Here is a 14,179-nt window from a genome sequence, read left to right as displayed (position 1 = left end):
CCTCGGCACCCGGAGCACGGGCGGGGCAGGGCCCTGCCATCTGTCGGTCCATCCCGGCGGCCACTGGCTGCTGAGCGCCAACTACCAGTCGGGCAACGTCGCCGTGCACCCGATCGACGCCTCCGGCGCCCTCGGCGAGCGCACCGACCTGGTCACACACACCACTCCGCCGCCGGGCCCGGGGCAGCAGGGCCCGCACGCCCATCAGTTCATCACCGCACCCGACGGCGGCCACGTCCTCGCCGTCGACCTCGGCACCGACACCGTGTACTCCTACCGGCTCGACCAGGCGAAGGGCACGCTCACCGAGGCGGCCCAGGCGCGCACCCGGCCCGGTGCGGGCCCCCGCCATCTGACCTTCCATCCGGGCGGCCGGCACGCCTACCTGGCCAACGAGGTGGACGACACGGTCGCCGTCTGCGGCTACGACCCGGCCACCGGGCGCCTGACGATCGGCGACCCGCAGTCCACGGGGTCGGCCGGCGGCACCAACTACCCGGCTCAGTTCCTGGTGAGCGCGAACGGCTCCTACGCCTTCCTCGCCAACCGGGGCCACAACAGCATCGCGCGCTACGCCGTCGAGGCGGACGGCGCCCGGCTGCGGCTGCTCGGCACCGTGCCGGTGGGCGGGGACTTTCCGCGGCAGATCGCCTTCTCGCCGGACGGCCGACTGCTGTTCGCGGCGAACCAGCGCTCCGGCACGGTCAGCGTCTTCCAGGTGGATGCCGGGAGCGGCGAACTGCGCCTGGCGGGAGAGCCGTTCGCGTCACCCGTCGCCGTCTGCGCGCTGCCGCTGTAGCGCGCGGGGACAGACGGCGGCGCTCGCCTGCGCGAGCAGCGCATGCATGCGCTCGGTGAGCTGCGCGACGTCGTCGGCGGGCGTGTGGAACGGCAGCCGCACGTCGCCGTGGGCGCGGGTTCGTTCGATGCGAAGGCTGAGTCCGTGCCGGTCCACGGCGAGGGGCACCACCCGGGTCGCGGCGTGCAGGCTCTCGGGCCGCACGAGCCGAGTGAGCCGCTCGACGGCGTCCGGATGGGCGTCGGCCAGGTGGGTCAGCAGCTGGGCCTCGGCGCCGGCCAGCGGGTCCGGCCGGGTGGCGGCGAACTCGTCCGGTTCGACGAGGACGGCTCCGGACGGCCGACGCAGCACCACCCGGGTGGGCCTGAAGAGCAGGCGGCCCTCGGCCGGGGCGAACCAGCCGGCCAGCCAGAGCCGGGCCCGGATTCGTTGGCGCACCGGGACGGGGGCCACGTCGGCGAACTCCAGCACGGCGGAGGGCTCCCCGCGCGGAGCGCACAGCGCGGCCGCGAACAGGGCACTGTCCTCGGGCACGCGCAACAGTACGGCGCCCTCCTCGGTCACGGAGTGTGCACCGACGTACTCCTCGCGGGCGCCGTCCGCGGTCACCGCGCACGACCACGCGGCCTCCAGCACCGACCGCGCCTGCTCCGCCGCACCGGGCTCGGCCGCCCAGTCCTGCGTGTCACCCATCCCGAGACCTCCTTAGGTAAGCCTTGCCTAATCTATCGAAGATCCGCGCGCACGCCAACCACACCGGACGAGAACGTCGCGTGTCGGGGCTGTTCGGGTGCGCAACGGGGCCGGTGCACGCACCGGCCCCCGGTTTCAGGCGATGGCGCCCAACAGGGCGCGCGCACACAGGTCGCGCACCTGTTCACGGCTCAGCTCGCCGTCACGCAGCCACTCCAAGCAGACGGCCGTGGTGAACGCGAGCCAGCCGCGCACGGCCAGGCGGACATGGGGGGCGCTCTCCAGGACGGGCCCGAACTCGGGGTCGGCCGCCAGGGCGGCGAGGATCTGCTGCTCCTGGGCGGCGAGGGCCTGCTGGTAGACGCGGCGTACGACCTGGTCACCGGCCGCGTCGGCGCGATGGAAGGCGCGGAAGCCGTGGGCGTGGGCCTGGACGTAGCCGAGGTAGGTGTCGAGGCCGGTGCCGAGCTGCTCGCGCGCCGGAACCCCGGGCACGGCCGCCGTCATGCGCAGCATCCGCTCGCTCTCGCGTTCCACGACCGCGGCGAAGAAGTCCCGCTTGGTCGGGAAGTAGTGGTACAGCAGCCCGCGGGAGACGCCGGCGATCTCGGCGACCTGCTCGATCCACACGTCGTCGTAGGGGCTCTCCGAGAACAGCCTCGCTCCGACCGACAGCAGCTGCTCGCGCCGCTCCTCGGTGCTGAGTCTGCGACGGACGCGTTCCCCCTGGTTCGCGGGCATGACGTCACTTTACTTGACGCCGGTTCAACAAGGGGCACACACTGAAGCCGCGCTATTGAATCGACGTACAACACGTGTGATCGAAGGTTCAACCGTCCGCTGGATCAAGGGAGATCGCGCCATGGCGGAGTCGACGGTGACCGGGCTGCCGAGAGGTTTCCGTGGCGCCGAGCAGGGCTGGCCCGAGCTGCACCGCATCCCGCATCCGCCGCACCGGCTGCCCCTGCTCGGCGACGTGCTCGGCGTGGACCGGCGCCGGCCCCTGCAGGACTCGCTGCGCATCGCCCGCGAACTGGGCCCCATATTCCGGCGCCGGGCGTTCGGGAACGAGTTCGTGTTCCTGTGGGGCGCCCGCCTCGCCGCCGACATCGCCGACGAGTCCCGGTTCGCCAAGCACGTGGGCCTCGGGGTCGCCAATCTGCGTCCGGTCGCCGGGGACGGGCTGTTCACGGCGTACAACCACGAGCCCAACTGGCAGCTGGCCCACGACGTGCTGGCGCCCGGCTTCAGCCGGGAGGCCATGGAGGGCTACCACGCGATGATGCTCGCCGTCGCCGGGCGGCTGACCGGCCACTGGGACCGGGAGCAGGCAGCCGGGCGGGCGGTGGACGTGCCCGGCGACATGACCAAGCTGACCCTGGAGACGATCGCCCGCACCGGGTTCGGGCACGACTTCGGCTCCTTCGAACGGGAACGGCCGCACCCCTTCGTGACGGCCATGGTGGGCACGCTCACCCACGCGCAACGGCTGAACAGCGTGCCCGTACCGCTGGCCCCGCTGCTGCTGCGCGGGTCCGCCCGGCGCAACGCGGCCGACATCGCCCATCTCAACCGCACGGTCGACGACCTGGTGGCGGCCCGGCGCCGGTCCGGCGGCGGGGACGGGGACCTGCTGGACCGCATGCTGGAGACGGCCCACCCCGAGACCGGGGAACGGCTGTCGGCCGAGAACGTCCGCAAGCAGGTGATCACGTTCCTGGTGGCGGGCCACGAGACCACCTCCGGCGCGCTCTCCTTCGCCCTGCACTACCTCGCCCGGCACCCGGAGGTCGCCGCCCGGGCCCGCGCCGAGGTGGACCGCGTGTGGGGCGACACCGCAGAGCCCGGCTACGACCAGGTCGCCAAGCTGCGCCACGTCCGCCGGGTGCTGGACGAGTCGCTGCGGCTGTGGCCCACCGCGCCCGCCTTCGCCCGCGAGGCCAGGCAGGACACGGTGCTGGCCGGGGAGCACCCGATGCGGCGCGGTGCGTGGGCGCTGGTGCTCACGGCGATGCTGCACCGCGACCCCGAGGTGTGGGGCGAGGACGCCGAGCGGTTCGACCCGGACCGGTTCGACGCCAAGGCCGTACGGGCCCGTCCACCGCACACCTTCAAGCCGTTCGGGACCGGCGCGCGGGCCTGCATCGGCCGCCAGTTCGCCCTGCACGAGGCGACCCTCGTCCTCGGTCTGCTGCTGCGCCGCTACGAGCTGCGGCCCGACCCGGACTACCGCCTCAGGGTCACCGAACGCCTGACGGTGATCCCGGAGGGACTGCGGCTGCACCTGGAGCGGCGCACCGCGCCCGCACGCGCCGCCGCAGCGCCGGTGACGGTCCCGGACGACGGCTCAGGATCAGCCGCCCGCTGTCCAGTGCACGGGGCGGATGACTGACCCGGGCAGCCTGGTGCCGGCGCTGCCACGGGCCGCGTTGAGCTGCGGCTGGGTGAGGAAGAAGGCGCCGGTGAGGTCCGCGTCGCTCAGGTCGGCGTCGCGCAGATCAGCACCGATCATGTCCGCACCGCGCAGGTCGGCGCCGGTGAGGTCGGCGGCGATGAGATAGGCGCCGCGCAGGCTGGCACCGCACAGGTCGGCACCCCGCAGCCGGGCTCCGATGAGGTCGGCGCCCCGGCGGTCCTTCGACCTGCCCTTCTTCCCCCTGGACCCGCCCGCGCCCGCTCGGACCAAGTCGCTGGTGCGCAGCAGGAGCACGTTGACCTCCTGCCGGTGGGCCCCAACGTCCAGCGCGGCAAGCTCTTCGGACGTCTGCCGGGTGAGCCGCTCGGTGCGCTCCAGGGCCCGGCGCAGGTCCGCGTGGACGGGCGCGGCGGCCTCCAGGCCCAGCGCCTCCGTCAGGTACCAGAGCAGTTCGTGCAGCTGGCGGACGACGGGGAACACGTCGAACATCCGGCGGGCCTGCTCCTTCGGCCCCGTACGCCAGTCCTGACCGCCGAAGGTGACCTGCGAGACCTTCTGTCCGGCACCGAAGCAGTCGTAGACCGTGCAGCCGGTGAAGCCCTTCTCGCGCAGGCGGGCGTGGATGCCGCAGCGGTGGTCGCCCCCGAGGTTCGGGCAGGGCTTGCCCGCGGGCTTGTCGAGGGCGAAGTCCGCGGAGGCGGTGAAGGGCAGGGCGACGCAGCACAGCCCGAAGCACTGGGCGCAGTCGCCGTGCAGGCTGGCGGTGTCGGTGGTCTGGTCCGGCATGCCTCAAGCCTACTGACCTGGGAAACCTGCCGGACCGCGGGTGGCCGGGACACGGTCGCGGAGCGGCGCCGTCGCGTCGGCGACGAGCAGCCGACGACGGGAGGCCGCCGAGGGGAGGCCGATGGCGGGAGGCCGCCGAGGTGCGACCGGGCCGCCCGTGGTCGTGGGGGCGGCCCGGTCGGCCGTCAGGGCTCCAGCGGGGGCAGGGCCAGCCCGGCCAGGCGGTCGGGATCGGCGAGGAGGTACATGCCGGTGATCCTGCCGTCGGCGACCGTGAACGCCGTGACCGACACCGGCTGTCCCTCGGGCGCGGTGACCACGCCCACCGAGCCGTTGACCAGCGCGAGCCGCGCGAATCCGGCGAGCCGGGAGAACGTCGCGGCCTGTTCGGCCACCGCCCGCGCCCCGCGTACGGCCTTGGAGGCGGCCGCACCCCGGACCAGGGCGCCCGCATCGGCGCGCAGCTCCACGTCCGGGTGGAGCAGGGCGAGCAGCGCCTCGAAGTCTCCGCCGCGCGAGGCCGCGAGGAAGGCGTCGACCACCTGCCGCTGCCTGCCGAGGTCGGGGTCGGTCGCCGGGGTGGCCCCCTGCACCCGTCGGCGGGCCCGGCTGGCCAGTTGCCGGGTGGCGGCCGGGCTGCGCTCCACGATCGCGGCGATGTCGTCGAAGGGCACGGCGAACATGTCGTGCAGGACGAACGCCAGCCGCTCGGCGGGCTCCAGCGTCTCCAGGACGACGAGGAGGGCGACCCCGACCGCGTCGGCCTCCAGCACCTCGGACTCCGGGTCCACCCTCGACAGCGGCCGCACCAGCGGGTCCGGGACGTACGTCTCGTCCATCGGCTCCTCGCGGCGGGCGGAGCGCGAGCGCAGTATGTCCAGGCAGATGCGGCCGACGACCGTGGTCAGCCAGCCGCCGAGGTTCTCGATGCCGTCCGCGTCGGTGCGGGCGAGCCGCAGCCACGCCTCCTGGACCGCGTCCTCCGCCTCGGCGAGCGAGCCGAGCATCCGGTAGGCCACCGCCCGCATGTGCCCGCGGTGCTCCTCGAAGCGGTCGGCGAGCAGGTCCGTGCCGTTCATGTCATCCCCCGTTCTGTCCCCTTGGACGTGGTGGGTCGGGAACCGGTCATCTGCAGAACACTTCGAAGGCCACGGCCGGCTGTCCGCCGAAGCGTTCCCCGGCGGCCCGGGTGTGCCCGGTCAGGAAGTCCCGGGCGTACGTCTCCGGGTCCTGGTCGGTCAACGCCTCGATGTAGGTGCGGTGTTCGAGCAGGGCGTGCACCGCGCGCTCCAGGCCGGGCGTGGCGTCGACCGCGTGGGTGGGGCCGGCCGACCCGGCCACGGCGACCCAGCGCACGCCGTTCCATGGCTCGAGCCCCTGCTCGGCGAGCTCCGGGAAGATCCAGCGGTTGCCCGCGTCCGCGGCCGCGTCCAGGGTGGCGCGGCCCACGGCCCGGTGGTCGGGGGTGTTCCAGGCGACACCGCCCCAGGTGTCACGGTGGTTGAGGGTGAGGACGAGTTCGGGGCGGTGGCGGCGGATCGCGGCGGCAATGTCCCGGCGCAGGGCGGGACCGTACTCGATCACTCCGTCCCGGTGGTCCAGGAACTCCACGGTGGTGACACCGACGGCGGCCGCGCTCGCCCGCTGCTCGCGCTCGCGCAGCGGGCCGCAGACGGCGGGGTCGAGGCCGTCGATGCCTGCCTCGCCGCGGGTCGCCAGGACATAGGAGACCTCACGGCCCGCTGCGGTCCAGGCGGCTATGGCCGCCGAGCAGCCGTACTCCAGGTCGTCGGGGTGAGCGACCACGGCGAGCGCACGCTGCCAGTCGTCGGGCAGGGGCTGCAGCGGGGTGATCTTCGGCTCGGTCATGGGCGCAGACTATGCCGCTCTGCTGCGCCGGCAACTCCATTTTCGGGGCGCCCTGTTGTGCTGCATCCAGGCCCGCGGCGTCGACATGGTCGTCACCGAGGAGTACCCGGACAGTCCCAGCCCCCGGCCGTCCGGCGTCGTTGCCGCCACCCTGCTGCCCGACGTGCTGCGGCAGGGACGGACCCCGACCGTCGCCCTGCGGGAGCTTCCCCTCGGCCGGCGCACCCGCCGCGTCGTCACGTCGTACGCCAGGGACGCACCGGACGCCCCACGATCAGGCCGGCCCGGCAGGCGCCGCGGCACGCAGTGACGGGCTGACGGCCCGCCCGGACGGCTGACCGTCACACCTTGTCGCGCGGGCGGCCGACGGCCACACCTTGTCGCCCGGGCGACCGACCGTCACACCTTGTCGTGGGCGAGGGCGAGCAGCCGGTCCAGGACGCGGGGCGCACCGGTGCGCAGGCCGTCGTGCTCGAACTCGTCGGTCACCCAGGTACGCAGGCCCTGGACGGCGCGGGCGGTGCGCAGGGAGTGGGCGCTGTCCACGTACATGTCGTCGTGGTAGACCGCCGCGGCGACCGGGACCTCGTTGGCAGCGAGGCGCGCCGGGTCGTACAGGGGCTGCCAGTCCGTGCGGGCCGCGAGCAGCTCGGCCGTCTCACGCAGGGGGCGCAGGGCCGGGTCGGTGTCGAACATCCAGGGGTGAACCGTCTCGCCGGTGAACAGCACCGGGGCGTCACCGGCGAGGGCCTTGGCCGCGTCGAACTGCGGGAACTCGGCGCGCACGCGCTCGGCGGCCCAGGCTGTGGGACGGCGGTCCTGGCCGTAGATCGTCTCGTGGACGAGGGCGTAGAGGGGGTGGCCGGCGTACGAGAGCAGGGCCTGCACCTCCTCCTGGAAGGCGTCGGACAGGTCGAGGCCGCCCGCGGTGCGCACGAAGGCGTCCTCCAGGAGGAAGTGGAGGCGGTGGCTGCCGTCGCTCGTGCCGAGCATGAGGCCGAGGGACTGGAAGGCCTCCACGGTGAGGCGGTAGCCGTTCGGCAGGACGACGTCGTGGGTCAGGAGGTGGTCGGCGATGCGGCGGGCCCGTTCGACGTCCTGCGGGTAGCGGGCGTAGTGCGCGCCGACCTTGCGTTCGATGCGCGGGTAGGCGGCCCGGTAGACGTCGTCGGCGTGGGCGTCGAGGGAGGGCAGGCCGCCGGTGATGACCGCGGTGCTCACTCCCTCGGGGGCGAGGGAGAGGTACGACACCGTGCAGAAGCCGCCGAAGCTCTGGCCGAGGACGGTCCAGGGGGCCCCGCCCGTCACCACGGGGCGGATGGCCTCGCAGTCGCGGACGATAGCGTCGGCGCGGAAGCGGGTGAGGTAGTCGGCCTGCTCGGCGGGGGTGCCGCGCAGGGGCAGCGTCTGCCGGGTGGCGGGCGTGGAACGTCCCGTGCCGCGCTGGTCGAGGAGGAGGACCCGGTAGTCCTGCAGGGCACGGTCGAGCCAGGCCTGACGTCCGATGAAACGGTTCGCCCCGAAGCCGGGGCCGCCTTGCAGGTACACCAGCCAGGGCAGATCCTGCCCCGCCCTGTCGCATGCGACGGCCTCACGGGCGTACAGCTCGATGGTCTCGCCGCCCGGGTCGGCGTGGTCGAGGGGCACGGTGAAGTGGCGGTCGGTGAGAACGACGCCGGGCTGGCGGTAGCTGAGGCTCAACGGGTCTCCCGGGACGGATGGGTCGGACGCGTCCCAGTTCAGCACATGGAGGCCCGTGGACCGACCCCCGGGATCATGGATTGTTACTGAACTTCCGGTCAGCGGCGGCGAGACTTCCGGTTCAGCGGGCGGCGAGACTTCCCGGTCGGCAGGCGGCTGGACTTCCGCGTCAGCGGGCGGCGAGGCCGGAGCGGCGCACCACCAGCTCCAACTGGAGCACCACACGCCGGTGCCCGTGGCCGCCGGATCCCCCTCGGTCTCGGTCTCCTCCAGCAGTTCCGCGGCGAGGGCGCGCATGGTGGCGGCGGGCTGCCGCACGGAGGTGAGGGGGACGGCCGCCGCCGCGGCGGACTCGATGTCGTCGCCCTGGAACCGGCGACCTGCAGAGCCACCCGAGGCCAGCCCGGGCACGGGCATGGGGCTGTGGCTGCTCCAGGAGTGCGTGCGGGCCTGGAGCGAGCCGGATCTGGCGCTGCTGTGCGCGAGGCGGCCGTTGTCCCGGCGCTGCGCTCGGTGGTCGATGCGGGGGCCGGGGCGTTCCTGGCGCCGGGGCGGATGCCGGTGGTGACGGGCGCGACGGAGGCGGCCGCCCTCGGCAACGTCCTCGTACAGGCCCGGGCGCACGGCCTGGTCGGCGACCCAGCCGACCTGCGCCGGCTGCTCACCCGCACCCAGCCGCTGGCCCGTTGCACACCCCGGGGCGACAGCACGCACGGGCGGGAGGCGGCGGCCCGGATCACGGCGCGGTGAGGCGCGCTCTCCCCTCGGTGGTGTCCGCCGACTACCCTGCACTCGTCCGATGACCGACCGCGAGGAGCCGCGATGCATGTCGCCCTGTTCCTGACCTGTGTCAACGACACGCTCTATCCGGACACCGGACGGGCGGTGGTGAAGCTGCTGACCAGGCTGGGTGTCGAGGTCGACTTCCCGATGGCCCAGACCTGCTGCGGACAGGCGCACTACAACACCGGTTACCGGCATGAGGCGGAGCCGCTCGCCCGGCATTTCTCCGATGTCTTCGGGGAGTACGAGGCGATCGTGACCCCGTCCGGGTCCTGCGGGGCGATGGTGCGGGAGCTGTATCCGCGGATGGGTGCACGGGCCCGGTCCGAGGGCCGCGGGGACACCCTCGCCCACACGCTCGCGCCCGTGGTCCCCAAGACCTATGAGCTGACGGAGTTTCTGGTCGACGTGCTGGGTGTGACGGACGTGGGCGCCTCCTACCCGCACCGGGTCACCTACCACCCGACCTGCCACGGACTGCGCGGGCTAGGGCTCGGCGACCGGCCGCGGCGGCTGCTGCGGGCGGTCAGGGGGCTGGAACTGCTCGAGTTGCCGGGGGCCGAGGAGTGCTGCGGGTTCGGCGGCACCTTCGCGCTGAAGAACTCCGACGTGTCGGCGGCGATGGGCGCGGACAAGGTGCGCAACGCCGAGTCGACCGGGGCCGAGGTGCTGTGTGCCGCCGACAACTCCTGTCTGATGCACATCGGCGGGACCATGACCCGGCTCGCGGTGGGCATGCGGCCGGTGCACATCGCGGAGATCCTGGCGAGCACGGAGGAGGAGGCGGCATGAGCGAGACCTTCGTCGGCATGCCTGCGTTTCCCCCGTCCACCCACGCCGCGCCTCTCCCGCCCGCCCACGCCGCGCCTCTCCCGCCCACCCACCCGGCTTTCCCCGAGGCCGCGCGCGACGCCGTCCACAACGCAACCCTGCGCGGCAATCTGCGCCATGCCACGCACACCATCCGGGCCAAGCGGGCCAAGGCCGTCGCCGAGTTGTCCGACTGGGACCGGCTGCGGGAGGCGGGACGGCTCATCAAGGACCACACGCTGCGCCATCTGGAGCGCTATCTGGTGCAGTTGGAGGAGTCGGTCGCCGCGGCGGGCGGCACGGTCCACTGGGCGGCGGACGCCGACGAGGCCAACCGGATCGTCGCCGGCCTGGTCAGGGCCACCGGTGAGTCGGAGGTCGTCAAGGTCAAGTCGATGGCCACGCAGGAGATCGGGCTCAACGAGGCACTGGAGGCGGAGGGGATCAGGGCGTACGAGACCGATCTGGCCGAGCTGATCGTCCAGTTGGGCAGGGACCGGCCCTCGCACATCCTCGTCCCCGCCATCCACCGCAACCGCGGCGAGATCCGCGACATCTTCCGCGAGGAGATGGGCCACTGGGGGCGTCCGGCTCCCGAGAACCTGACCGACACACCCGCCGAGCTGGCCGAGGCCGCCCGGCTCCACCTGCGGGAGAAGTTCCTGCGGGCCAAGGTCGGCATCTCCGGTGCCAACTTCATGGTGGCCGAGACCGGCACCCTCGTCGTCGTCGAGTCCGAGGGCAACGGCCGCATGTGCCTCACCCTGCCCGAGACGCTCATCTCGGTCGTCGGCATCGAGAAGATCGTGCCCACCTGGCAGGACCTGGAGGTCTTCCTCCAGACCCTCCCCCGCTCCTCCACGGCCGAGCGCATGAACCCGTACACGAGCATGTGGACCGGCACCACGGACGAGGACGGCCCGACGGCCTTCCACCTGGTCCTGCTGGACAACGGCCGCACCGACGCCCTCGCCGACCAGGTCGGCCGCCAGGCCCTGCGCTGCATCCGCTGCTCGGCCTGCCTCAACGTCTGCCCCGTGTACGAGCGGGCGGGCGGGCACGCGTACGGCTCGGTCTACCCCGGCCCGATCGGCGCCATCCTCAGCCCCCAGCTGCGGGGCACCGCGAGCGAGATCGACGCCTCGCTGCCCTACGCCTCGTCGCTGTGCGGCGCCTGCTACGAGGTCTGCCCCGTCGCCATCGACATCCCCGAGGTGCTGGTGCATCTGCGCGAACGGGTCGTGGAGGGCGGCCCGGCGGTCCGGCAGGGCAACGCAGTGGTACTGAAGCCGGCCAAGGGGCATGCGGCCGAGCGGGCTGCCATGCGGGCGGCGCGCTGGGCGTTCTCCCACCCGGGCGCGCTGCGCACCGGCCAGCGGCTCGCCTCCCGCACCCGCCGGCTGCACCCGCGCACCCTGCCCGGTCCCGGCAGGGCCTGGAGCGGGACCCGGGATCTGCCGGCCCTGCCGGCGGAGCCCTTCCGGGACTGGTGGCAGCGGACCCACGGCGGAAAGGACGGTGCCAAGTGAGCGGCAGGGAACGGATCCTGGGCAGGGTGCGGCGCGCGCTCGCCGACGTACCGCCGGACGACACGCCCTACGACCAGGTGGTCCGGCGCGACTACCTGAGGGAGCACGGCGACCGCACGGCCGGGCGCACGGTGGACCTGCTCGCCGAGAACCTCGCGGACTACCGGGCGGTCGTGCACCGCTGCACGGAGCCCGAACTCCCCTCCTTGGTCGCCCGGTTGCTCGCGGACCGGCAGGCGGGCTCGGTACTGGTGCCGCCGGGGCTGGAGGCGGGCTGGCTGGCGCAGGCGGAGGTCGCGCAGGTCGCCGACCGGGCCGAGAGCACTCCCGGGGAGCTGGACCGGGTCGACAGCGTGATCACGGCCTGCGCGGTGGCGATCGCCGAGACCGGCACCATCGTGCTGGACGGCGGGCCCGACCAGGGCCGACGCCGCATCAGCCTCGTGCCCGACCACCACATCTGCGTGGTACGGGTGCCCGGGCAGGTGGTCGCCTCGGTCCCGCAGGCCCTCGCACGCCTGAATCCGTCCCGCCCGCTGACCTGGATCTCGGGTCCCTCGGCAACCAGTGACATCGAGCTGGACCGGGTGGAGGGCGTCCATGGACCGCGGACGCTGGAGGTCCTCCTGGTGGGCTGACGGTGCCCTCTCCCAGGGCCCTCGCCCCCACCGGGTCTCCGCCCGGTGGTCGGCCGTCTCTTCCCGCGGGAGGACGTCGTGGCCGCCCGCCGATGCATGGAGGCGGGCGGGCGGTACGGCAAGATCGTCCTGACCGTGGGGCGGTGACCGGCAAGGCCCGGGCCGGGTCGTCCGCCACTCGGGCCACGGCGGAATGACGCCCGGACCGCCCCGCCGTAGCGTGAGGGAATGATCCGGTTCGAGCAGGTCACCAAGCGGTATCCGGACGGTACGACAGCCGTGGACGGCCTCTCCTTCGAGGTGTCCGAGGGCGAGCTGGTGACACTCGTGGGCCCCTCGGGGTGTGGCAAGACGACGACCATGATGATGGTGAACCGGCTCATCGAGCCGACCTCCGGCCGGATCTTCGTGAACGACGAGGACATCGCCCGGGTCGACCCGGTGCGACTGCGCCGCCGGATCGGCTACGTCATCCAGCAGGTCGGCCTCTTCCCGCACCGCACCGTGCTGGACAACACGGCGACCGTACCCGCGCTGCTGGGCTGGAAGCGGGCCAAGGCCCGGGCGCGGGCCGCCGAACTGCTCGACCTGGTGGGTCTGGACCCCAGGACGTACGGGCCGCGCTACCCGGAGCAGCTCTCGGGCGGCCAGCGGCAGCGGGTGGGCGTGGCGCGGGCGCTCGCGGCCGATCCGCCGGTGCTGCTGATGGACGAGCCGTTCGGCGCGGTCGACCCGGTGGTGCGCGAGCAGTTGCAGGACGAGTTCCTGCGGATGCAGACCGCGGTCCGCAAGACGGTGCTGCTGGTCACGCACGACATGGAGGAGGCCGTCCGGCTCGGTGACCGGATCGCCGTGTACGGGCAGGGCCGCATCGAGCAGTTCGACACGCCGGGAGCCGTGCTGGGCATGCCCGCCACGCCGTACGTCGCCGGGTTCGTGGGGGCCGACCGCGGGCTGAAGCGGCTGTCGGTCACCGAGATCCAGCCGGACGATCTCGAACAGCCGCCGGTGGCACGTCCGGACGAACCCGCCGGGCGCGCCGCCGAGCGGCTGCGGGCCGAGGGCGCCCGGTGGGCGGTGGTCCTCGACGCGCACGGCGACCTGCACGGCTGGGTCGGCCGCCACGAGCTGGCGGCGGGCGGGACGGTCGGGGACCTGGCGCACCGCATGACCGCGTGGGTGCCGGTGGGCGCTCCGCTGAAGCAGGCGTTCGGGGTCATGCTCCAGTACGACGCCGGATGGGTGGCGGTGCTGGACGGGTCGCACTTCCTGGGCGTGCTGACTCCGGCGAAGCTGCACGAGGCGCTGCGCCGCTCGGTGGACGCGGACGCCCGGGGTGTCCCGCGGGGCCAGGTGCCGTTCGACTCGGTGTCGGACGCCTGAGGCCGAGGCCCGGCGGGCGGTCACTTCAGCAGGCCCTTGTCCTTCAGGTACGTCCGGGCGACGTCGGCGGGCAGCCGCCGCCAGCTGTCGACCTGCCGGTTCATGTCCGCGAGGTCCGCCGTGGTGAGGACGTCGTTGAGCCTGCCCAGCGCCTTCCCCACGCCCGCGCCGCCCGCACGGGAGCGGTTGACGAGAGGGACGACGTAGTCCGCGTTCTGCAGGTGCTTGTCGTCGGCGAGCAGGACCAGCCCGAACTGGTCGAGCGTGGCGTCCGTGGTGGTGGTCAGCACCATCTGGTCCCGGCCGTCCTGCACGGCCTTCTTGGCCTGGGTGGTGCCGACGCCCTTCGGGTCGACGCCGGTGACGTCGATGCCGTACACCTTCTTCAGCCCCGGTGCGCAGTACGGCCGTTGCACGCACTCGTCACCGGCCGCGAGCCGTACCTTCAGCTTCGCGGCTCCGAGGTCACCGAGGGTCTTGAGACGGTGCTGCTTCGCGTAGGCAGTGCTCACCGCGAAGGCGTTCTGGTCCACGGCGCGGCCGGGTGGAAGGACGGTGAGGCCACGGGGTGTGGCGAGATCCCGCAGGGCCTTCATCGTGGTGGCGAGGTCGGGGGACCCCACCGGTTTCGCGCCGGCGCCGTGGGTCTTGGCGTTGAGCCAGTCGGCGAGGGTCGCCGCGTACTCGGGCACGACATCGATCTGGCCCGACTCCAGGGCCGGTTCGTACAGCTCGCGGTTGGCGACGGTGATGAGGGACGTCTTGTAGCCGG

The 14,179-nt window shown here is 73.3% G+C and carries 14 protein-coding genes and 1 pseudogene; 8 read left to right on the top strand and 7 right to left on the bottom strand.

Annotated elements, in window-relative coordinates; all coding sequences use genetic code 11:
- Positions 1-799 (top strand): lactonase family protein (locus tag AB0H32_RS41055; protein ID WP_361132348.1); only part of this gene is annotated, 799 nt, incomplete at its 5' end.
- Here the strand turns inward: AB0H32_RS41055 and AB0H32_RS41050 are convergent.
- Positions 767-1,492 (bottom strand): DUF2470 domain-containing protein, encoded by a 726-nt coding sequence (locus AB0H32_RS41050; RefSeq protein ID WP_361132345.1) that lies wholly within the window; start codon positions 1,490-1,492, stop codon positions 767-769. The two genes, AB0H32_RS41055 and AB0H32_RS41050, sit on opposite strands and share 33 nt — an antisense overlap.
- A 135-nt stretch (positions 1,493-1,627) precedes the next feature.
- The gene (locus AB0H32_RS41045) at positions 1,628-2,233 is read right to left on the bottom strand and encodes a TetR/AcrR family transcriptional regulator (protein WP_361132342.1); all 606 of its coding nucleotides are present in this window, start codon (positions 2,231-2,233) and stop codon (positions 1,628-1,630) included.
- A 121-nt stretch (positions 2,234-2,354) separates the two neighbouring features.
- On the opposite strand from AB0H32_RS41045, the gene AB0H32_RS41040 reads away from it, so the two are divergent.
- Positions 2,355-3,884: a cytochrome P450 gene (locus AB0H32_RS41040; protein WP_361132339.1), complete on the top strand. Its 1,530-nt coding sequence runs from the start codon at positions 2,355-2,357 to the stop codon at positions 3,882-3,884.
- Here AB0H32_RS41040 and AB0H32_RS41035 read toward each other — a convergent pair.
- From AB0H32_RS41035 to AB0H32_RS41025, 3 genes are all read right to left on the bottom strand, one after another.
- A complete protein-coding gene (locus AB0H32_RS41035) occupies positions 3,846-4,694 on the bottom strand; it encodes a pentapeptide repeat-containing protein (RefSeq protein ID WP_361132337.1) in 849 nt (282 codons plus the stop codon). The two genes, AB0H32_RS41040 and AB0H32_RS41035, sit on opposite strands and share 39 nt — an antisense overlap.
- Positions 4,695-4,879: 185 nt before the next feature.
- Entirely contained in the window at positions 4,880-5,773 is an 894-nt protein-coding gene (gene sigJ / locus AB0H32_RS41030) for an RNA polymerase sigma factor SigJ (RefSeq protein WP_361132334.1), read from the bottom strand.
- A gap of 46 nt (positions 5,774-5,819) precedes the next feature.
- Positions 5,820-6,563, bottom strand: coding sequence for a PIG-L deacetylase family protein (locus AB0H32_RS41025; RefSeq protein WP_361132331.1), 744 nt, complete (start codon positions 6,561-6,563; stop codon positions 5,820-5,822).
- Here AB0H32_RS41025 and AB0H32_RS41020 point away from each other — a divergent pair.
- Complete coding sequence (locus tag AB0H32_RS41020) at positions 6,562-6,873, top strand: hypothetical protein (protein ID WP_361132328.1); 312 nt, start codon at positions 6,562-6,564, stop codon at positions 6,871-6,873. The genes AB0H32_RS41025 and AB0H32_RS41020 overlap by 2 nt on opposite strands.
- Positions 6,874-6,962: 89 nt before the next feature.
- Here AB0H32_RS41020 and AB0H32_RS41015 read toward each other — a convergent pair whose 3' ends face one another.
- Positions 6,963-8,264: an alpha/beta fold hydrolase gene (locus AB0H32_RS41015; protein ID WP_361132351.1), complete on the bottom strand. Its 1,302-nt coding sequence runs from the start codon at positions 8,262-8,264 to the stop codon at positions 6,963-6,965.
- 415 nt (positions 8,265-8,679) lie between these two features.
- Here AB0H32_RS41015 and AB0H32_RS41010 point away from each other — a divergent pair.
- From AB0H32_RS41010 to AB0H32_RS40990, 5 genes and pseudogenes are all read left to right on the top strand, one after another.
- A pseudogene (locus AB0H32_RS41010) lies at positions 8,680-9,014 on the top strand (rhamnulokinase); the annotation flags it as partial.
- 72 nt (positions 9,015-9,086) lie between these two features.
- On the top strand, positions 9,087-9,839 hold the full coding sequence (locus tag AB0H32_RS41005) for a (Fe-S)-binding protein (RefSeq protein ID WP_361132325.1): 753 nt from the start codon (positions 9,087-9,089) through the stop codon (positions 9,837-9,839).
- Positions 9,836-11,386: a LutB/LldF family L-lactate oxidation iron-sulfur protein gene (locus AB0H32_RS41000; protein ID WP_361132322.1), complete on the top strand. Its 1,551-nt coding sequence runs from the start codon at positions 9,836-9,838 to the stop codon at positions 11,384-11,386. Before AB0H32_RS41005 ends, AB0H32_RS41000 begins: the two co-directional genes overlap by 4 nt.
- Positions 11,383-12,024, top strand: coding sequence for an LUD domain-containing protein (locus AB0H32_RS40995; protein WP_361132319.1), 642 nt, complete (start codon positions 11,383-11,385; stop codon positions 12,022-12,024). The genes AB0H32_RS41000 and AB0H32_RS40995 overlap by 4 nt, the downstream gene beginning before the upstream one ends.
- Positions 12,025-12,252: 228 nt before the next feature.
- Entirely contained in the window at positions 12,253-13,407 is a 1,155-nt protein-coding gene (locus tag AB0H32_RS40990; protein ID WP_361132316.1) for a betaine/proline/choline family ABC transporter ATP-binding protein, read from the top strand.
- 20 nt (positions 13,408-13,427) lie between these two features.
- On the opposite strand, the gene AB0H32_RS40985 is transcribed toward AB0H32_RS40990, so the two are convergent.
- The coding region (locus tag AB0H32_RS40985; protein WP_361132313.1) for an ABC transporter substrate-binding protein at positions 13,428-14,179 on the bottom strand (752 nt) is incomplete at its 5' end.

The sequence above is a fragment of the Streptomyces sp. NPDC020362 genome (genome assembly GCF_040642095.1).
Taxonomy (GTDB): Bacteria; Actinomycetota; Actinomycetes; order Streptomycetales; family Streptomycetaceae; genus Streptomyces.
The sequence above is the reverse complement of the archived record's forward strand: the minus strand, read 5'-3'. Positions and strand labels throughout refer to the sequence as shown.